This window comes from Puniceispirillum sp. (SeqCode) (assembly GCF_965657105.1).
Taxonomy (GTDB): Bacteria; Pseudomonadota; Alphaproteobacteria; order Puniceispirillales; family Puniceispirillaceae; genus Puniceispirillum.
Genome location: NZ_CBFHNB010000039.1, coordinates 1 through 20,746 on the forward strand (window position 1 = coordinate 1; position 20,746 = coordinate 20,746).

Genomic DNA, 20,746 nt, shown 5'->3' on the forward strand with positions numbered 1-20,746 from the left:
AGGGGTAATGCCACAGGCGCGACCACAGCAACAGGGCCGGATTTCGGTTGCCGCTATCATGGGCAGTCATGGTGTGCGTGGTAATGTGAAAATCAAGCCCTTTACCGAAACACCCGAATCGCTGGGACGTTTTGATAAGCTCTATCTTGAGGATGGCCAGCAGGTTGCGCTGAAAATCCTGTCGCTTGGCAGTAAAGGTGTGGTGCTGGCACGGCTTGGTAAAGTTGAAAGCCGTGATGCCTCGGATGCGTTGCGCGGTCAGCATCTATATGTTGACCGGGCGGCTTTGCCGGATCTGGCAGATGATGAGATATATCATGCTGATCTATTGGGGCTTGATGCGGTTCTGGCAGATGACAGTCTGCTTGGGCGCATTGATGCCATCCATGATTTTGGCGCTGGTAATGTGGTTGAAATCATGCCGCCACAAGGTGCAAGCATCATGTTGCCCTTTGCTGGGGTGGCGCTTGTTGCGGTTGAACTGGATAAGGGGCGCGTGGTTTTGGCGCCGCCTGATGGGTTGCTTGCCGGTGCCGAAGATGAAGCCGATGTTGAAGCCGAAGATGGCGAGGTTGAGAAGGAAAATTACTGATGTCGGGAACTAAAATATCCGGGACAAAGTGGCAAGCGACGATCTTGACGCTGTTTCCAGATATGTTTCCAGGCCCTCTTGGACATTCTTTGGCAGGAAAATCGCTAAATGAAGGCATCTGGGGGCTAAAAACGCTGGACATTCGCGAGTTTGCGCGCGATAAGCACCGGACTGTGGACGACACGCCTTTGGGTGGTGGTCTTGGTATGGTGTTAAAGCCAGATGTTGTTGATGCGGCCTTGCAGGCGGTGACGGCAACGGCGGGACCGAGAATTTATCTCTCTCCGCGTGGCAAAATGCTGGATCAGGCGATGGCGCGTGATCTGGCGGCACAGCCCGGTGCGGTGTTTCTATGCGGCCGTTATGAAGGCGTCGATCAACGTGTTATCGATGCCCATGCGATGCAAGAGGTCAGTATTGGGGACTATATTTTGTCAGGTGGCGAAGTCGCCGCACTGACAGTGATTGACGCAGTGGTGCGTCTGTTGCCTGGGGTTATGGGCAAAGCAGAAGGGCACCATGATGAAAGTTTTGAGACCGGGTTGCTGGAGCATTCGCATTTCACGCAACCTCGGGTCTGGAATGGCATCGAAGCGCCAGAGATACTGGCTTCGGGTCATCACCGCAAAATCGCCGAATGGCGGTTAGCGGAGGCAAAGAAAGAGACGCAGACGCGACGTCCAGATTTGTGGAAACGCTATTTGGAGTTGCAAAGCAAGAGTAGTAAAGAGTAATGCAGCCTCACCTTTGAAGGTATGTCTTTGATGGCAAAGACGATGGCGTTAAATTGATAAGGGGAAACGACCGATGAACATCTTGGATCGTATTGGCAAAAAACAAATGGAAAAAGTGCTCGAGCAGCGCGAAATTCCTGAATTTGCACCTGGTGACACCGTCCGTGTTGACGTGAAAGTCATCGAGGGTAGCCGCGAGCGTATTCAGGCTTTTGAAGGCGTATGTATTGCGCGCAAAAGTGATGGTGTTGCTTCATCCTTTACCATTCGCAAGCTGTCATATGGCGAAGGTGTCGAGCGTGTATTCCCGCTTTATGCCCCACAAGTCGCAGGCGTAACGGTTGTTCGTCGTGGCCGTGTGCGTCGTGCTAAGCTATATTATCTTCGTGGACGTACTGGTAAAGCAGCTCGTATTGCTGAAAAAACAACATATCGCGAGGCGTCTTCTTCCTGATTGGCTTGTCCGGTACGGGAGAACTCCTCGCCGGCAACCTATAAGGAACTAAGACATGTCGGCTCCAAAAACGTTATTTGATAAAATCTGGGATGCACATGTTGTGCATCTACAGGATGATGGCACGTGTCTGATTTATATCGACCGGCATCTTGTGCATGAAGTGACTAGCCCGCAAGCCTTTGAAGGTCTGCGCAATAATGGCCGCACTGTGCGTGCGCCTAATCGTACGCTAGCGGTTGCCGATCATAATATTCCGACCACTGACCGTTCCGAAGGCATTGCCGATGAGGAATCACGGATACAGGTTGAAGCGCTTGAATCTAACGCGGCGGAATTTGGTGTTCCCTATTTTGGTATGAATGATATTCGTCAAGGTATCGTTCATGTAATTGGCCCTGAACAAGGCTTTACCCAGCCTGGTATGACCATTGTGTGTGGTGATTCGCATACCGCAACGCATGGCGCTTTTGGGGCGCTGGCTTTTGGTATCGGCACTTCAGAGGTTGAGCATGTGCTGGCCACCCAGACATTAATACAGAAGCCAGCCAAGAATATGCGAATCACGGTTGATGGCACGCTTGGTGCCGGTGTTACCGCCAAGGATGTTATCCTAGCCATTATCGGTAAATTAGGTACAGCTGGTGGAACCGGGCATGTGATCGAATTCGCTGGATCGGTTATCCGTGGCCTGTCAATGGAAGGCCGGATGACAGTATGTAATATGGCCATCGAAGCGGGTGCCCGTGCGGGCATGATTGCGCCAGATGAAACGACGTTTGCGTATATTGCGGGTAAGCCGATGGCCCCAAAAGGTGACATGTGGGACAAGGCTGTTGCCTATTGGCGCACGTTACCATCGGATGAAGGCGCTCGCTATGATACCGAATTGGTGTTGGCCGCCGAAGATATTGGCCCGACGGTAACTTGGGGCACAAGCCCGGAAGATGCCTTGCCGATTGCCGGTGTCGTGCCCGATCCTGACGCCGAAAGTGACGAATCAAAGCGTGCGAAGATCGAACGTGCCATCGAATATATGGGATTGAAAGCCGGGCAGAAGCTGACCGAGATCAAAGTTGACACAGTGTTTATCGGCTCATGCACGAATAGCCGCATCGAAGATTTGCGCGCTGCGGCACGCATTGCCGATGGCAAGGTTATTGCCGATGGCATGCGCGCCTTAGTTGTGCCGGGATCAGGTCTGGTCAAGGAACAGGCCGAAGCCGAGGGTCTGGACAAGATTTTTCAGGCGGCAGGATTCGAATGGCGTGAACCAGGCTGTTCAATGTGTCTGGCGATGAATGCCGACAAGCTGGCTGATGGTGAGCGCTGTGCATCAACGTCAAACCGTAATTTTGAAGGCCGCCAAGGTCGTGGAGGACGCACGCATCTGGTGAGTCCGGAAATGGCTGTTGCGGCGGCGGTCACCGGCTATCTGACTGATGTCCGTGACATGGAAAGCTAAGGGAGACGAGCCAATGCAAAAGTTTGATAAGCTGACCGGAATTGCGGCGCCACTCAATATTCTGAATATCGATACCGATATGATTATCCCGAAGCAGTTTTTGAAAACGATCAAGCGGTCAGGTCTGGGCGTTAATCTGTTTGACGAAATGCGCTATACGCTGAATGGTGACGAGATCAGCGATTTTGTGCTGAATAAGGCGCCTTATCGTAATGCCGAAATTCTGGTGGCAGGTGATAATTTCGGCTGTGGTTCTAGCCGCGAACATGCGCCATGGGCGTTGCTTGATTTTGGCATTCGCTGTGTGATTTCGACCAGCTTTGCCGATATCTTTTACAATAACTGCTTTAAGAATGGCGTGTTGCCAATCGTCGTTAGCGCTGATCAACGTGATGCGTTGATGGCTGATGCAGCGGATGCCGAAAATCCGGAATTGTCGGTTGATCTGGTAAGCCAGACGATCAAACGTCCGAACGGCGTGACGATTGAGTTCGATGTCGATCCGTTCCGCAAGACATGCCTGCTTGAAGGGCTGGATGATATTGGCCTGACGCTTGAAAAAAGCAACGCCATCGATAGTTACGAAACCGAACGGCAAGCCAACCAACCCTGGTTGTAGGTCAAGCTTGGCATGTCGCCAGGCCAGACGCCACCAAATCTAGTAAGAGGAAATATTATGGCATCTAATCGTAAAGTAATGGTGCTTCCGGGTGATGGTATCGGCCGTGAAGTCATGCAGGCGAATATGAAAATCATCGACTGGCTGGCGAAATATCGTTCGCTGGGCTTTGATTTATCCGAAGGCCTTGTTGGTGGAGCATCTTATGATGTGCATGGCACCCCGTTGACCGACGAGACGCTGGCCGATGCAATGAGCGCTGATGCGGTGCTGTTCGGCGCTGCTGGTGGCCCACAATATGATGATCTGCCGTTTGAGGTGAAGCCTGAACGTGGCTTGCTTCGGTTGCGCAAAGAGATGGATCTATATGCGAATCTGCGTCCGGCAATGGTGTTTCCGGCCTTGGTTGATGCGTCATCATTAAAACCTGATCTGGTATCTGGTCTTGATATCATGATTCTGCGCGAATTATGTGGCGGTTCCTATTTTGCCGAACCACGCGGTATTGATGTGCGCGAAGATGGTAGCAAGCTTGGCTATGATACCAACGCCTATTCAACGTCCGAAATCGAACGTATTGGCCGCGTTGGCTTTGATCTTGCGCGCAAGCGTAATGGCCGTCTGACCTCGGTTGAAAAAGCCAATGTTATGCATTCGGGCGTGCTATGGCGCGAAGTCATGACAAGATTACATGCCGAAGAAGGCGAAGGTGTTGAGCTGTCGCATATGTATGCCGATAACTGCGCGATGCAGTTGGTGCGCGCGCCAAAGCAGTTTGACGTGATCGTGACGGATAATCTGTTTGGCGATCTATTGTCTGATTGTGCGGCGATGTTGACCGGTTCGCTAGGTATGTTGCCATCAGCATCGCTTGGCAATATTAACCCAGATACTGGTGTACCTGCGGCGATGTATGAGCCTGTGCATGGGTCAGCCCCAGATATTGCCGGTAAAGGTCTTGCCAATCCGCTAGCACAGTTTATGAGCTTTTCAATGATGCTGCGTTACAGTTTTGGTCAGTCCGAAGAAGCTGATCTGCTGGAACAGGCGGTTAGTGACGCGCTGGCTTTCAAGCGGACTGGCGATATCATGACCGCCGGATGTGAGCAGACTGGCACCGATGGCATGACCGCCGCGGTGATTGACGCCATGGATCGCTTGGCACGTTAATTACTGAATAATTTGAGCTGAATTCGTCGGGCTTTGTCAAAGCTGGGTCCAAGATATTAAGAGGAATTTCACATGGGATATAGAGTTGCCGTCGTTGGTGCCACAGGTGCTGTTGGACGTGAAATGCTACAAACCCTTGCCGAGCGTAATTTCCCCGCCGACAAGGTCTATGCACTGGCATCGTCAAAATCGATTGGCCGCGAATTGTCCTATGGTGAAGATGATATCGTGACAGTCGAAGCGCTGGATCAATTTGATTTTAGCACGGCTGATATCGCCTTGTTTTCGGCAGGTGGAGATACGTCAAAAGCCTATGCGCCAAAAGCAGGTGAAGCTGGTTGTATCGTGATTGATAATTCGTCGGCCTTTCGCATGGACGATGATGTGCCGCTTATCGTGCCGGAGGTTAACCCCGACGCCATCGAAGGCACCACAGTAGCCAAGGGTGGCCGTAATATCATTGCTAATCCGAATTGCTCAACAGCACAGCTTGTGGTGGCGCTAAAGCCGCTACATGACGCATTCGGCGTGCGCCGTGTTGTGGTCTCGACCTATCAGGCGGTGTCAGGTGCAGGCCGTCCCGCGATGGATGAACTGTTCAACCAGACCAAGGGTATTTTTGTGAATGACGCGGTAAAGCCCGAATTATTCACCAAGCAGATTGCCTTTAACGCGATTCCGCATATTGATGTATTCATGGATGACGGCTTTACCAAAGAAGAATGGAAAATGACCGCCGAAACCAAGAAAATCATGGATCCGTCAATTGATCTGGTTGCGCATTGTGTGCGGATTCCGGTTTTTGTCGGCCATAGTGAAGCAGTCTTTATCGAGACGGACAAGCCGATCACCGATAAATCTGCCCGCACGCTGTTGCAGGATGCACCAGGTGTGGTGGTGATCGATCATCGGGCGAATGAAGGCTATGTTACACCGCATGAAGCGGCTGGCGAAGATGCTGTTTATATCAGCCGGATTCGCAGTGATCCGACAGTCGAAAATGGCCTTGTATTCTGGTGCGTGTCAGACAATCTGCGCAAAGGCGCAGCGTTGAATTCGGTGCAGATTGCCGAACTGGTTATCGAGCGTGGCATTTCCGGTCGCTAGAGCAAATCCCGAACAGATGGGCCATCTGTGACGACGCATTTGGTCAAAAATAAAGTGTATATAATCTAGCTAGTGGCTCTAAACAGATCCAGATTTTCCAAAAGTGCTAACTCTTTCGGGTTGGGGCTTCGGGTAATGACGGCCTGGGCAAGATGGCTGGCGCGCGCGGTGGCATCGCTGAGCGGCACGCCCTGAACCAGCCCACCAGCCAGCAAGGATGTGAACAGATCACCACTGCCAGACACGCCAGCTGACCGTTTCTGATATTGCCAGTTTTTATGCGCTGAGCGCGTGATCAGAATGTCATGCACAAGATCATCATCATTGGTTATGCCGGTTGCGATAACGGCAGTCAAACCCGCTTGTGATGCCAGTAGATGTTGTCCAGCCTTGATGGCGCTGTCACTACCAGCAACAGCCATGCCCGATAGATAGGCAAGCTCGAACTGGTTAGGGGTGATAATATCGGCCAGCGGCAACAGCTGGTCAATCATCCTATCCGCCAATGTCTGATCGATATATAATGTGTCTACATCGCCCAGCACCAGATCACAGATGTAGGTGCCATTGGTCCCGGCATCGCGCCAGTTGGTGATCAGGCTGGCGATATGGGCAACCTGATCGGTATGGCCAAGATAACCGCTGATGACAGCGTCGATATCAGGGACAATATTGAGCGTCACCAGCCCATTCAGAATCGCGGCGATATGATCGGCTGGCGTCGCCTGACCGGCAAAGACGCCATAACCTGGATGCGCAGCCAGCATGACGCTGTTTACAGCAAGCGGGTGAATGCCCATGCTGATCAGAACGGGCGTGGCAACGCTATTGCCCACAAACCCATAGGTGACAGACGATTGAATTGATAAAATGCGCTTCATAAAGTGATCCTAGCGCTTATGGTTGATCTAATGGCTACTTTATTTTGGGTATGCTGTGAACTAATTCATTATGTCTATCGCTTTATATTTGACTAAAATAGGTGGGAAAACATATACCATCATAATTCCTAGTTAATGAGGCCTGCTATGTCAAAGCCGCGTCCCCTGTCGCCGCACTTGCAAATTTATAAACCGCAGATGACATCGGTCTTGTCGATTTGTCACCGGGCTACGGGCGTTGTGCTGGCTACAGGCACCGGATTAGTATGTCTGTGGTTGATCGCGCTAGCGCTTGGTGAGGACAGTTTCGCGCTGGCGACGATGATTATCCAGCACCCCTTGGGTCAATTTGTCCTATTCGGTTATTCGGCAGTTTTATTTTATCATGCCTTCAATGGTATTCGACACCTGACCTGGGACATGGGGTATGGGTTGGAGATACCGCAAGTATATGCGACAGGCCGTCTTGTGCTTGCCGCGACGGTCACTCTGACTGCCATTTTTTGGTTTTTGGTATAGGAAGAACCATAGCAATGGAAAAAAATTCTTATAAAACAATGCCAAGACCACGAGTGTCCGGATTATCGCATTGGCGCTGGCAACGGATGAGCGCTGTCGCCGTTTTGATATTGATGGCTTATTTTGTGTTTGTTGTGACGCGGATTGGCACTTTGGATTATCAAGCGGCACGCGCCTTTTTAGCGATCCCCTATCAGGCATTGGCGCTGGCATTGCTGGTTGTGATTGGGGTGTTTCATGGCACTTTGGGTGCTCATGTCGTTATTGAGGATTACGTACCCGTGAAATCTGGACGTCATGCTCTTATATTAAGTGTGAATATCATAATGGCGATTATTGCGGGGGCGAGTTTAATTGCGATTGCGTCAATAGCCTTTTAGAAATGGGAAGCTATCTATATGCCTGATTATGAAATTGAAGATCATTACTACGACGTTGTTGTTGTTGGTGCCGGTGGTGCCGGATTGCGCGCTACGCTTGGTATGGCAACCGCGGGGTTAAAGACCGCCTGTATCAGTAAGGTGTTTCCAACGCGCTCGCATACAGTGGCAGCGCAAGGTGGTATCGGTGCGGCGCTTGATAATATGGGCGAAGGCGATAACTGGAAATATCACATGTATGATACGGTCAAAGGGTCGGACTGGCTTGGTGATCAGGATGCGATTGAATATATGTGCCGCAACGCCGCGCCTGCGGTGATCGAACTAGAGCATTACGGGGTGCCGTTTTCACGTACCGAAGATGGCAATATCTATCAGCGCCCGTTTGGTGGTCATACGCTGGATTATGGAAAGAACATGGCGCGCCGTGCCTGTTCGGCAGCAGACCGTACCGGCCATGCCATTCTGCATACATTATATCAGCAATGTCTCAAGCATCAGGCGGCCTTTCACATCGAATTCTTTGTGCTTGATCTGCTGATGAATGACGAAGGCGAATGTGCGGGCGTGATTGCTTTATGTATGGAAGATGGCAGTCTGCATCGTTTCTGGGGTCAGCAGACAGTGCTGGCAACAGGTGGCTATGGCCGCGTTTATTTCTCTTGTACGTCGGCGCATACATGCACTGGTGATGGCAATGCGATGGCACTGCGCGCCGGATTACCGCTACAGGATATGGAATTTGTCCAGTTTCATCCAACCGGTGTTTATGGTGCTGGTGTGCTAATCACCGAAGGCGCGCGCGGCGAAGGTGGCTATCTGACCAATTCGGAAGGCGAACGTTTCATGGAACGCTTTGCACCGAATGCCAAGGATCTGGCAAGCCGTGATGTGGTGAGTCGGGCGATGACGATCGAGATCAATGAAGGACGTGGTGTTGGCCCGAATAAAGATCATATAATGCTGCACCTTGAGCATATTGATCCCGAAACATTGAATATGCGTCTGCCAGGTATCATGGAAACCGCAAAGATTTTCTGCGGTGTCGATATAACCAAAGAGCCGATACCGGTTCTGCCGACGGTGCATTATAATATGGGCGGCATTCCAACCAATTATAATGGCGAAGTTCTGGCTCCAACAGCCAAAGATGAAAATCACGTCGTGCCAGGTTTGATGGCTATTGGCGAAGCGGCCTGTGTTTCAGTGCATGGCGCTAATCGTCTGGGCACAAATTCACTGCTTGATATCATCGTGTTTGGACGTGCCGCCGCAAAGCGCGCTGCCGAAACCATTACCCCCGGTGAAGCACCCCGCACGGCGCCACAATCGGCAACTGACAAAGCGATCGCCCGCCTCGACAAGATGCGTCATGCCGATGGCGATGTGAGCGCGGCCAGTATCCGGTTGGAAATGCAGCATGCCATGCAACGGCATGCGGCAGTATTCCGTTCCAGCGAGTCGCTGGCTGACGGGGTTGAGCGTATGGATACTATAGCCGCGAAAATGGCCAAGATAGGTGTCAAAGACAAGTCGCTGATCTGGAACACCGATCTGATTGAGGCGCTGGAACTTGATAATCTCATGGGACAGGCGCTTGTGACTATTCGGTCGGCTGATCAACGTCAGGAATCACGTGGGGCGCATGCACATGAAGACTGGCCAGAGCGCGATGACGATAACTGGATGAAACATACGATTATGCGTCTCGATGAGCGCAATAAATCGGATCTGAGCTATCGCGGTGTTGTGATGAACACTTTGAGTAATGATGTGGCGCCAATTCCCCCTGCGCCGCGCGTATATTAGAGGCGTGATTGATGGCTGAATTTACCTTGCCTACACATTCGAAAATAACTAAGGGCGAAGCCTATAAGGCACCAGCTGACTCGAGTCGTGTTAAAACCTTTCAGATTTATCGTTGGTCGCCAGATGATGATCGCAATCCGCGCATCGATAGCTTTGATGTCGATCTGGATGATTGTGGGCCGATGGTGCTGGATGCGCTGATCAAGATCAAAAGCGAACATGATAGTAGTCTGACATTCCGGCGTTCATGCCGTGAAGGTATCTGCGGGTCATGTTCGATGAATATTGATGGCACCAATACGCTGGCCTGTCTGAAAAGTATCGATGATGTCAAAGATGATGTGAAAATCTATCCGCTGCCACATATGCCAGTGGTTAAAGATTTGGTGCCGGATCTCAGCAATGCTTATCGGCAACTAGCGTCGATCGAGCCTTGGTTGAAAACTGACAAGCCAGCCAGTGCGGATGGTGAGCGTAAACAGTCTCAAGATGACCGCGAAAAGTTGGATGGTCTGTGGGAATGTGTGCTGTGCTTTAGCTGTTCGACAGCCTGTCCAAGCTATTGGTGGAACAGTGATGAATATCTGGGGCCAGCTGTTCTATTGCAGGCGTATCGCTGGATTTCTGATAGCCGCGATGATTACAAGAAAGAACGTCTTGATGCGCTGGATGACAGCTTTGCTCTCTATCGGTGTCATACGATCATGAATTGTGCAAAGACCTGTCCAAAAGGTCTTAATCCCGGCAAGGCGATTGCCGGAATCAAAGGGGAAATGGCGCGTCGGTAATGTCTGTGTCGGCGTGCCGGTGACAGATATATCAATGTGACCATAACGGTGATGGCCGAGGTCAAGCAACAACCACATAGTCAGGCTATGCCCAGTAATATGGGGGTTTTGCCAAGTGTGGCATTGGATGCGCTTGTGACCAAAGGGGATCTGCGTTTTGATGCAGGTCAGGCGGATACGGCGCGGGTACTAGATGGCCTTGTCAGCCGCATATCGTCATTGCAGACACCGAATTTTGGCCGCCGTCTGATGGGTCTGTTTGAAAAAACAACGCCGGTCATGCGCGGTCTTTATATCCATGGCGGGGTTGGGCGGGGTAAAACCATGCTGATGGATATGTTCTTTGACGCGCTTGATGTCGAATCCGACGCCTCTACAGGCGCGGCGCTGATGGGGAAATGGCGTCTGCATTTTCATGATTTCATGGTGCTGGCGCAGGATCTGATACACGCGGCGCGTAAAACCAATCCGGATGCGCCGATAGAGGCGGTTGCCGATCAGCTGATTGCGCGCGGTAAAATCATCTGTTTTGACGAAATGGAAGTGCGTGATATTGCCGATGCGATGATACTGGCGCGGCTATTTACCGCCCTGTTTGATCGCGGGGCGATTGTCGTCACTACATCAAACCGTCATGCTGATGAGCTGTATAAGAATGGTCTGCATCGTGACCGGTTTTTGCCATTCATCGCCTTGCTGAAACAGCGTTGCGAGATGCTGGAAATCGGTGCTGGCACTGATTGGCGTGGGGCACTTCTGGCTGGATTGCCAGCCTGGTTTCATCCCAATAATGAACGTGCCAGAGCTGCGCTTAACACATCCTTTGCACAGGTCAGTGCCCATATGACCCCGCTTGAGGAAACCGTGCGTGTCGCCGGACGCGACATCGTGTTTGACATGACAGCCGGTGACGTTGCGATGGTCAGTTTCGACGAACTTTGCGACAGGCCACTGGGAGCGCGCGATTATCTGGCCATTGCAGGCCGCTTTACCGGTATTGTTATGCATGATGTGCCAGCTTTTACCGTTGATAATGAGCATCTAGCACGCCGTTTTATGTGGTTGATAGATGCACTATATGATCGTGGTCGCTTTTTTCTGGCCTCGTCGACAATGCCAGTGGATAAGCTGTATAGCGGTGAAAAATGGCAGTTTGAGTTTGCACGTACACAGTCGCGACTTCGCGAAATGGCAGGACGTGGCAAAAGCCATATTCCCGCTTCGGATTAACATGGTTAGGTAGATAAAGGATTGCGCAAAAACACCGGATTAGACTTGTGCAAAACATCATAATTCGGTAAACCCTCGCATATATCTGGTGATCATTAAGCTTTGCATATATGCGCTGGTGATACCGTAAAATCGCTCTGGAAATGGATGATACATCATGGCTCGTAATAAAATTTCGCTAATTGGTGCAGGTAATATTGGCGGCACGCTGGCATTGCTTGCTGGATTAAAGGAGCTTGGTGATGTCATGTTGTTCGATATTGCCGAAGGCATGCCACAGGGCAAGGCGCTTGATATCGCCCAGGCGAGCCCGATCGAAGGCTTTAATGCCTCGATAACAGGTTCGAATGATTATGCGGCATTGGCCGGAAGCGATGTTGTCATTGTCACCGCTGGTGTTGCCCGTAAGCCAGGGATGAGCCGTGATGATCTGATCGGGATTAATACGAATGTCATGAATCAGGTTGGTGCTGGCATCAAGGATAATTGTCCGGATGCCTTTGTGATCTGTATCACCAACCCGCTTGATGTGATGGTCGGGGTTCTGCAAAAAGCATCAGGGTTGCCTACATCAAAAATTGTCGGCATGGCTGGGGTTCTGGATTCGGCGCGTTTCCGTTATTTTCTGGCTGAAGAATTTGCCGTGTCGGTCGAAGATGTCACCGCTTTCGTGCTTGGCGGTCATGGCGATACAATGGTGCCATTGGTGCGCTATTCGGCGGTGGCGGGTATTCCGGTACCTGATCTTATCAAGATGGGCTGGTCAACTGCCGAGAAGATTGACGAGATCGTTCAACGCACCCGTGATGGTGGTGCCGAGATTGTCGGGTTGCTGAAAACAGGTTCGGCGTTCTATGCGCCAGCCTCATCGGCTATTGAAATGGCTGATGCTTATTTGAAAGACAAAAAGCGTCTATTACCATGTGCCGCTTATGTTGATGGTGCCTATGGCCTAGACGGGCTGTATGTTGGTGTGCCGGTTATTCTGGGTGCTGGCGGTGTCGAGCGTATCGTTGAAATCGAATTGAATGAAGATGAACAGGCCATGTTTGACCGTTCAGTGTCCGCGGTGCGGGCGCTAAACGAAATTGTAGCGAAACTCTAGGTAAAAGGCGGGGCAAGTTCCCGCCCTTTTTTTTGGGTATCCGAAATTAGATCTTAATTAGGCCGAAATTGGGGATGTAAAAAATGAATATTCATGAACATCAGGCAAAACAGCTTCTTAGTGGGTTTGGTGTGCCGGTGCCACGTGGCAACGCAGTATTTTCTGTTGACGATGCCGTTAGTGCGGCAACTGAGCTTGGCGGTCCTGTTTATGTGGTCAAGGCGCAGATCCATGCTGGAGGGCGTGGCAAGGCTGGTGGCGTCAAAGTCGTAAAATCTATTGATGCTGTCCGTGATGCGGCTGATGACATTCTGGGCAAGGTTCTGGTGACGCATCAGACTGGCCCCGAAGGCCGCGAAGTACGCCGGCTTTATGTTGAAGATGGCTGTGATATTGCCAGTGAATTATATATTTCCCTGCTGGTTGACCGCGCGAATAGCCGCGTGACAATCATCGCATCAAGCGAAGGCGGTATGGATATCGAAGAGGTTGCCGCCAACCAGCCGGACAAGATTATTTCACTGGGCATCGATCCAGCAACAGGCTTGCAGCCACATCATGTGCGTCGTATTGCCCGCGTGCTGGGTCTTGAAGGCACAACAGCAAAGCAATTGCCAGGCTTTCTGGCATCACTTTACAAAGCCTTTGGTGATCTTGACGCCAGCCTGATCGAGATTAACCCGTTGGTGGTTACCGGTGCTGGCGATCTGCTGGCACTTGATGCGAAAATGAGCTTTGACGATAATGCGCTATACCGGCACAAAGATGTACTGGAATTGCGTGACCTGACAGAAGAGGATCCAGCCGAAGTCAAAGCATCCGAATTTGACCTCAATTATATCAAGCTTGATGGCGATATTGGTTGCATGGTCAATGGTGCAGGCCTGGCGATGGCGACGATGGATATCATCCAGCTTCATGGTGCTTCACCAGCCAATTTTCTGGATGTTGGGGGCGGTGCCACAACCGAAAAAGTCACTGAAGCGTTCAAGATTATTCTGACTGACGATAATGTGAAAGGTATTCTGGTGAATATCTTTGGCGGTATCATGCGCTGCGACATCATTGCCGAGGGTGTTGTGATGGCGGCGCGCAATCTGGGGCTGACCAAGCCACTGGTCGTTCGACTTGAAGGCACTAATGTTGCCGAAGGTAAAAAAATCATGGCCGCGTCAGGTCTTGATATCATTCCTGCCGATGATCTTGCGGATGCCGCCGCCAAGATTGTTGCAGCTATCAAATAAAGAGGACGATATGTCAGTTCTTGTAAATAAAGATACACGCGTTATCTGCCAGGGCTTCACCGGTGCTCAGGGCACCTTTCATTCCGAACAGGCGATTGCCTATGGCACAAAGATGGTTGGCGGGGTCACGCCCGGTAAAGGGGGGCAGACACATCTTGATCTGCCAGTCTTTAATTCGGTTGTCGAGGCGATGCACGAAACCGAAGCCAACGCATCGGTTATCTATGTGCCGCCGCCTTTTGCCGCGGATTCGATTATGGAAGCCATCGATGCTGATATGCCGTTGATCGTCTGCATTACCGAAGGCATTCCCGTATTGGATATGGTTAAGGTAAAGCGCGCGCTGGATGCTAGCAATAGCCGCCTTATCGGCCCTAATTGTCCGGGCATCATCACCCCAGGTGAATGCAAAATCGGCATCATGCCAGGGCATATCCATAAACCAGGTAAGGTTGGTATCGTGTCGCGTTCGGGCACGCTGACATATGAAGCTGTGGCCCAGACCACTGCCGCCGGTCTTGGTCAGTCAACCTGTGTTGGCATTGGCGGTGATCCGGTCAATGGCACCAACTTTATCGATTGTTTGGAAATGTTTCTGGCTGATGACCAGACCGAAGCCATCGTGATGATTGGTGAAATTGGCGGTTCGGCCGAGGAAGAGGCTGCCGCTTATTATATGGCGCAACCTAACCGCAAGCCGATTGCTGGCTTTATTGCAGGCCAGACAGCGCCGCCAGGGCGTCGGATGGGTCACGCTGGTGCGATTGTATCTGGTGGCAGTGGGGCTGCTGTTGACAAGATTGCGGCGATGGAAACTGCTGGTTTTGTGATGGCATCTTCGCCGGCCGCGCTTGGCGATGCAGTTATGACAGCGATTAGTAACCATTCTTCTTGAATATAAGTGAATAGCTTATACACTATGCCCCATAAACTGTGCCTATAAGTGATGGATAGACAGATATGCGTGACTCGGTAACCCCAAACCGTGACGAAGCCGATGATCAAAATGCTGATTCGCTAGATAGTAGTTTTCTATCTGGTGCTAATGCCACCTTTATTGCAGAAATGAGCGAAGCGTGGCGGCAAAATCCGCGCGCTGTTGATGCGTCATGGGCGCGTTATTTCGAACAGCTTGACGTGCTTGGCGAGATTGAAGAAAAGGGACCAAGCTGGGGCAATGGCTCAAGCCGTGTTGTCGGTGCCATTGATCCGGAAGCATCGATCAAGGCTGTGGCGGCGGCGCATAAATCTAATGGTAATCTAAATGCTGGCAATATGCGGGCGGCGACGCTTGACTCATTGCGTGCCGTGATGTTGATCCGCGCCTATCGTATTCGCGGGCATTTGCTTGCCCAGCTTGATCCACTAGCATTGGAAGAGCCGGAATTGCATCCGGAACTTGATCCTGAAACCTATGGTTTTGGTGAAGATGACTGGGATCGCCCGATATTCATCAATTATGTGCTGGGTTTGGAAACCGCGACCTTGCGCGAAATCATTGATGTGTTGCGCAAAACCTATTGTGGTACTATTGGTGTCGAATTCATGCATATTCAGGATCCTGCGCAAAAAGCCTGGATTCAGGAACGCATCGAAGCCATCGGCAACCGCACGGATTTCACCATCAAAGGTAAGCAGGCGATTTATGAACGTCTGGTCGATGCCGAAGAATTTGAACGCTATCTGCATAAGAAATATACTGGCACTAAACGCTTTGGCATGGATGGTGCCGAAGCGGTGATTCCGGCGATCGAACAAATTCTCAAACGCGGCAACCAGCTTGGCCTTGGCGAAGCTGTTATCGGTATGGCGCATCGTGGCCGTCTGAATGTTCTGCATAATGTGCTGAGCAAGCCGTTTCGGGCGATTATTTCCGAATTTCTGGGCAATCCGGCAAATCCTGAAGATGTGGGTGGATCGGGTGATGTAAAATATCACATGGGTGCATCGGCTGATCGCGTTTTTGATAATAGCTCGGTGCATCTGAGTCTGGCACCAAACCCATCGCATCTGGAAATTGTTGATCCGGTTGTTGTTGGACGGGTGCGGGCCAAACAGCAACAGCGTGATGATCATGACCGCACCGAAGTGCTGGGCATTCTTCTGCATGGTGATGCGGCCTTTGCCGGGCAGGGTGTTGTTGGTGAAACCTTTGCCTTTTCGGATCTGCGTGGCTATCGCACTGGCGGCACGATCCATATTATCGTCAATAATCAGATTGGCTTTACCACCAGCCCGTCTTATTCACGTTCATCGCCATATCCGACTGATGTTGCCAAAATGGTTATGGCACCTATTTTCCACGTTAATGGTGACGATCCCGAAGCGGTTGTGCATACCGCGCGGATCGCGATTGAATTCCGGCAGGCTTTCAATACTGACGTTGTCATTGATATGTTCTGCTACCGACGGTTTGGCCATAATGAAGGGGATGAGCCCGCATTTACCCAGCCGCTTATGTATAAGGCAATCGGGCAGCACCCTTCGACACGTGATATATACGCCCAGAAGCTGATAAGTGAAGGCGTGTTTGACGAAGCTGGCGCGCAAAAGGTCATTGATGACCGTATCAAGCATCTGGATGAAGAGTTTGAGGCAGGCACAAGCTATCGCCCGAACAAGGCTGATTGGCTTGAGGGGATGTGGTCTGGTATGCGCACGGCGCATGGCGATAAGCGCCGCGGCGAAACCGCGGTTGATATAGATGTGTTGCGTAAGCTTGGCGTCGATATGAACAAGGTACCCGATCATATGCGGATCAATTCGAAATTGACGCGGATTTTGAAAGCGCGTGCTGACAGTATCGAAAAAGGCGTTGGGATTGACTGGTCAACAGCCGAGCTTATGGCCTTTGGCACCTTGATGCTGGAAGGCAATCCAGTGCGCCTATCCGGTCAGGACTCGTGTCGTGGTACTTTCAGCCAACGCCATTCCGTGCTGGTTGATCAGGATACCGAAGAGCGATTTGCACCGCTGGCGCATTTGGCCGATGACCAGGCTCCGTTTGAAGTGATTGACTCGCCATTATCCGAAGCATCGGTGATGGGGTTTGAATATGGGTTTTCACAAGCCGAACCCAATGCGCTGGTCATGTGGGAAGCGCAGTTTGGCGATTTTGCTAATGGCGCGCAGGTTGTGGTTGACCAGTTCATTTCATCAGGCGAGGCCAAATGGCTGCGGATGAGCGCGCTGGTTCTGCTGTTGCCGCATGGCTATGAAGGTCAGGGCCCAGAACATTCATCAGCGCGGCTTGAACGCTATCTGCAATTATGCGCCGAGGATAATATGCAGGTGGTCAATTGTACGACGCCGGCGAATTATTTCCATGTTTTGCGCCGCCAGTTGAAACGTGATTTCCGCAAACCGCTAGTTGTGATGACACCAAAATCATTATTGCGACATAAGGCCTGTGTGTCGAATTTGGCCGAAATGGCAAGTGGCACAAGCTTCCACCGGGTTCTTGATGAACGAGATACCAAGGTTGAGCATGGCAAAGCCAAGCGGATCGTGATGTGTAGCGGCAAAGTCTATTATGATCTGGCCGCCGCACGTGATGAAGCAAAGGCATGGGATGTCGAAATTCTGCGTCTGGAACAACTATACCCGTTCCCAACAAAGTCCGTGATCGAAGCCTTGCAGGCAGTACCAAACGCCAAAATCATATGGTGTCAGGAAGAACCCAAAAATATGGGAAGCTGGACATTCGTACGTGATTTTATCGAAGAAGCGATGGAACAGGCTGGTTCAAAGCAAAGCCGCCCGATCTATGCCGGACGTGCTGCCGCCGCGTCACCAGCAACAGGTAGCCTGTCACGACATAAGCTGGAACAGCAGACGCTAGTCGAAGACGCGCTTGGTTTTGATAAGGAAAGCGGCAAGGCCGCCGCAGAGTAAGTGAGTGGCATCGTGATGATGCCGATGCATATCCAACGCACCAAAGGAGGGTGCTTGTAATGGCAACCGATATTATTGTCCCGACTCTAGGCGAGTCTGTAAGCGACGCAACGATCGCACGGTGGATCAAAAAAGCAGGCGATGTGGTCGCTGCTGACGAACCTGTTGTTGAATTGGAGACCGATAAGGTGACGCTGGAAGTGCCCTCTCCTGTAGCGGGCAAACTGAGCGAATTGGTCGTAGCCGAAGGTGATACTGTCGAAGTTGGTGCCCTATTGGCACGCGTTGAAGCCGGAAAAGGCGCAAGCACGGCAGCATCTAAAGCAGAGCCGGCAAAAGTAGAACGGGCCAAGGCACCGGACGTAAAAGCCGAAGTCGCACCGGCAGATGAAGCCCCGACGGCATCCAAGGCCGAGGCGCATCCTTTGTCGCCTGCCGTGCGCCGCCTTGTTGAGGAAAATAATCTTAATCCAGCCAGCATTACCGGCACAGGTGTTGATGGCCGTCTGACAAAGGCTGATGTGCTTGCCGCGATGAAAGCGCCAGCTACTCCAGCCGCGTCAGCGTCTGGTCAGGTGCCAAGCCAGTCACCAAACCAGTCACCGCGGCAAACACCGCGTGATATTGATGCGGCGCGTGAAGAGCGTGTGCCTATGTCAAAATTACGCCGGGTGATCGCAAGTCGTCTGAAAGAAGCGCAGAATAACGCCGCGATGCTAACAACATTCAACGAAGTCGATATGACCGAACTGATGGCGTTACGGGCAAGCTATAGAACCGAATTTGAAAATATTCATCAGGTGCGTCTTGGCTTCATGGGTATGTTTGTGCAGGCGTCAGTTTTAGCGTTGCGGGAATTCCCGGCGGTCAATGCCGAAATCGATGGTAACGATATCATCTATAAGAACTATTATAATATCGGTGTTGCTGTGGGCACGCCGCAAGGACTTGTGGTGCCCGTCATCAAAGGTGCCGAGGCGATGAATCTGGCTGAGGTTGAGCGCACAATCGGTGACTTTGGCATGCGAGCGCGTGATGGCAAGATTGCACCAGACGATATGGCAGGTGGCACCTTTACCATATCGAATGGTGGTGTTTATGGATCTTTGATGTCGACACCAATTCTGAATCCACCGCAAAGTGGAATATTGGGGATGCATAAAATTGAAAAGCGGGCGGTTGTGGTCGATGATGCCATCGTGATCAGGCCGATGATGTATCTGGCATTGTCATATGACCACCGGATCATTGACGGGCGTGAGGCAGTTTCTTTCCTCGCCCGGGTTAAGGATCTGGTTGAGGACCCACGACGTCTGTTGATTGGCGTTTAAAGATTCCGATGATCCTGATCACAGGATGTTAGTTAAGGATAGATAATGACCGATAGTAATTTCGACCTGATTGTAATCGGCGCTGGGCCAGGTGGCTATGTGGCGTCCATTCGTGCCGCCCAGCTGGGCATGAATGTCGCCTGTATCGACCGGCGTGAAACGCTTGGCGGCACCTGCCTGAATGTTGGCTGTATTCCGTCAAAAGCGTTACTGAACGCGTCGGAACATTATGCCAATGCGGCAGGTGATACGCTGGCTAATCTTGGTATTGATACCGGTGCTGTCAAGCTTGATCTGGCGCAGATGATGGCATCAAAAGACAAGATTGTCGGCGATCTGACATCAGGCATCGATTTTCTGTTCAAGAAGAATAAGGTGACACGTCTTGAGGGAACAGCCCGCATTGATGGTCCTGGTGCGGTTACAATCACCACGGGCAAAGACAAAGGTGACTATAAAGCCGAGAATATCCTGATCGCGTCAGGAAGCTATCCTTCAAGCTTGCCTGGAATCGATATTGACGAAGACCGAATTGTCAGTTCGACAGGGGCTTTGGCGCTTGGCAAGGTGCCAAAGAAACTGGTTGTGATCGGGGCAGGTTATATTGGGCTGGAGCTAGGCACCGTATGGGCGCGCTTGGGTGCCGAGGTAGAAGTGATCGAATTTCTGCCACGAATCCTGCCAGGTATGGATTCTGAAATTGCCAAAAAATTCATGACCATTGCCAAAAAGCAAGGCCTGTCTTTCAAGCTGAAAACGGCGGTAAAATTGGCCAAGGCCAGTAAGACCGGCGTGAGTTTGACGGTCGAACCTGCTGGTGGTGGTGATGCAGAAACGATCAAGGCTGATATCGCGCTGGTTTCGGTTGGACGCCATCCGGCGATTGACGGGCTTGGCGTTGATAAGATCAAGCTGGCGTTAAGCGAACGTGGCCGAATCAAAGTCGATGCCCGTTTTGAAACCAATATCGAAGGCATTTTTGCCATTGGTGATGTGATTGATGGCCCTATGCTGGCGCATAAAGCTGAAGAAGATGGTGTTGCCGCGGTTGAAATGATGGCTGGCAAGGCCGGGCATGTTGATTACGATCTGGTGCCTGGCATTGTCTATACGGCACCTGAAATCGCAACGCTTGGTAAAAGCGAAGATATGCTGAAAGAGGCTGGCATTGCCTATAAGGTTGGCAATTTCCCATTTTCGGCCAATAGCCGTGCCCGCGCGCAAGGACATAGTGAGGGCTTTGTAAAGATTCTGGCAGATGCCGAAACCGACCGCGTTCTTGGTGTGCATATTATCGGCCATGAGGCTGGTACCGTTATCCATGAATGCGCAACGGCAATGGCGTTCGGGGCATCATCCGAAGATATCGCCCGCACCTGTCATGGTCATCCGACGCTCAATGAAGCGGTCAAGGAAGCGGCACT

19 protein-coding genes are annotated in these 20,746 nt (G+C 51.4%); 18 read left to right on the top strand and 1 reads right to left on the bottom strand.

The features are described 5' to 3' along the window. The 7 genes from rimM to ACTF7Q_RS06750 form a co-directional block, all read left to right on the top strand. Positions 1 to 592: ribosome maturation factor RimM (gene rimM, locus ACTF7Q_RS06720; protein ID WP_438997080.1), on the top strand; the 592-nt coding region annotated here is incomplete at its 5' end. Further along, positions 592 to 1,326 (top strand): tRNA (guanosine(37)-N1)-methyltransferase TrmD, encoded by a 735-nt coding sequence (gene trmD, locus ACTF7Q_RS06725; protein WP_438997081.1) that lies wholly within the window; start codon positions 592 to 594, stop codon positions 1,324 to 1,326. The genes rimM and trmD, both read left to right, overlap by 1 nt. 73 nt (positions 1,327 to 1,399) lie before the next feature. After that, on the top strand, positions 1,400 to 1,780 hold the full coding sequence (gene rplS / locus ACTF7Q_RS06730; protein ID WP_013046690.1) for a 50S ribosomal protein L19: 381 nt from the start codon (positions 1,400 to 1,402) through the stop codon (positions 1,778 to 1,780). 55 nt (positions 1,781 to 1,835) lie between these two features. After that, positions 1,836 to 3,245, top strand: a complete 1,410-nt coding sequence (gene leuC, locus ACTF7Q_RS06735) for a 3-isopropylmalate dehydratase large subunit (protein WP_438997082.1) — start codon at positions 1,836 to 1,838, stop codon at positions 3,243 to 3,245. A gap of 13 nt (positions 3,246 to 3,258) precedes the next feature. Then, positions 3,259 to 3,864, top strand: a complete 606-nt coding sequence (leuD, locus tag ACTF7Q_RS06740; protein ID WP_438997083.1) for a 3-isopropylmalate dehydratase small subunit — start codon at positions 3,259 to 3,261, stop codon at positions 3,862 to 3,864. 57 nt (positions 3,865 to 3,921) lie between these two features. After that, positions 3,922 to 5,034: a 3-isopropylmalate dehydrogenase gene (leuB, locus tag ACTF7Q_RS06745; RefSeq protein WP_438997084.1), complete on the top strand. Its 1,113-nt coding sequence runs from the start codon at positions 3,922 to 3,924 to the stop codon at positions 5,032 to 5,034. Positions 5,035 to 5,106: 72 nt separating this feature from the next. Then, a complete protein-coding gene (locus ACTF7Q_RS06750) occupies positions 5,107 to 6,141 on the top strand; it encodes an aspartate-semialdehyde dehydrogenase (RefSeq protein ID WP_438997085.1) in 1,035 nt (344 codons plus the stop codon). Positions 6,142 to 6,206: 65 nt separating this feature from the next. On the opposite strand, the gene pdxY is transcribed toward ACTF7Q_RS06750, so the two are convergent. Then, entirely contained in the window at positions 6,207 to 7,022 is an 816-nt protein-coding gene (pdxY, locus tag ACTF7Q_RS06755) for a pyridoxal kinase (RefSeq protein ID WP_438997086.1), read from the bottom strand. A 147-nt stretch (positions 7,023 to 7,169) separates the two neighbouring features. Between pdxY and sdhC the strand changes: the two genes are divergently transcribed. The 11 genes from sdhC to lpdA form a co-directional block, all read left to right on the top strand. Then, positions 7,170 to 7,541, top strand: a complete 372-nt coding sequence (sdhC, locus tag ACTF7Q_RS06760) for a succinate dehydrogenase, cytochrome b556 subunit (protein WP_438997087.1) — start codon at positions 7,170 to 7,172, stop codon at positions 7,539 to 7,541. Between the two features lie 14 nt (positions 7,542 to 7,555). After that, the gene (gene sdhD, locus ACTF7Q_RS06765) at positions 7,556 to 7,921 is read left to right on the top strand and encodes a succinate dehydrogenase, hydrophobic membrane anchor protein (RefSeq protein ID WP_438997088.1); all 366 of its coding nucleotides are present in this window, start codon (positions 7,556 to 7,558) and stop codon (positions 7,919 to 7,921) included. Positions 7,922 to 7,939: 18 nt separating this feature from the next. After that, positions 7,940 to 9,730, top strand: coding sequence for a succinate dehydrogenase flavoprotein subunit (gene sdhA, locus ACTF7Q_RS06770; RefSeq protein WP_438997089.1), 1,791 nt, complete (start codon positions 7,940 to 7,942; stop codon positions 9,728 to 9,730). An 11-nt stretch (positions 9,731 to 9,741) separates the two neighbouring features. Next, complete coding sequence (gene sdhB / locus ACTF7Q_RS06775; RefSeq protein ID WP_438997090.1) at positions 9,742 to 10,518, top strand: succinate dehydrogenase iron-sulfur subunit; 777 nt, start codon at positions 9,742 to 9,744, stop codon at positions 10,516 to 10,518. 36 nt (positions 10,519 to 10,554) lie between these two features. Continuing rightward, positions 10,555 to 11,748 (top strand): cell division protein ZapE, encoded by a 1,194-nt coding sequence (gene zapE / locus ACTF7Q_RS06780; RefSeq protein WP_438997091.1) that lies wholly within the window; start codon positions 10,555 to 10,557, stop codon positions 11,746 to 11,748. A 157-nt stretch (positions 11,749 to 11,905) separates the two neighbouring features. Beyond that, a complete protein-coding gene (gene mdh / locus ACTF7Q_RS06785; protein WP_438997092.1) occupies positions 11,906 to 12,853 on the top strand; it encodes a malate dehydrogenase in 948 nt (315 codons plus the stop codon). Positions 12,854 to 12,936: 83 nt separating this feature from the next. After that, positions 12,937 to 14,097, top strand: coding sequence for an ADP-forming succinate--CoA ligase subunit beta (gene sucC, locus ACTF7Q_RS06790; protein WP_438997093.1), 1,161 nt, complete (start codon positions 12,937 to 12,939; stop codon positions 14,095 to 14,097). 10 nt (positions 14,098 to 14,107) lie between these two features. Next, positions 14,108 to 14,992: a succinate--CoA ligase subunit alpha gene (sucD, locus tag ACTF7Q_RS06795; RefSeq protein WP_438997094.1), complete on the top strand. Its 885-nt coding sequence runs from the start codon at positions 14,108 to 14,110 to the stop codon at positions 14,990 to 14,992. 65 nt (positions 14,993 to 15,057) lie between these two features. After that, complete coding sequence (locus ACTF7Q_RS06800) at positions 15,058 to 17,991, top strand: 2-oxoglutarate dehydrogenase E1 component (RefSeq protein ID WP_438997095.1); 2,934 nt, start codon at positions 15,058 to 15,060, stop codon at positions 17,989 to 17,991. A 59-nt stretch (positions 17,992 to 18,050) separates the two neighbouring features. Beyond that, positions 18,051 to 19,322 (top strand): 2-oxoglutarate dehydrogenase complex dihydrolipoyllysine-residue succinyltransferase, encoded by a 1,272-nt coding sequence (gene odhB, locus ACTF7Q_RS06805; RefSeq protein ID WP_438997096.1) that lies wholly within the window; start codon positions 18,051 to 18,053, stop codon positions 19,320 to 19,322. A 45-nt stretch (positions 19,323 to 19,367) separates the two neighbouring features. Continuing rightward, on the top strand, positions 19,368 to 20,746 hold a 1,379-nt coding region (gene lpdA, locus ACTF7Q_RS06810; RefSeq protein ID WP_438997097.1), incomplete at its 3' end, for a dihydrolipoyl dehydrogenase.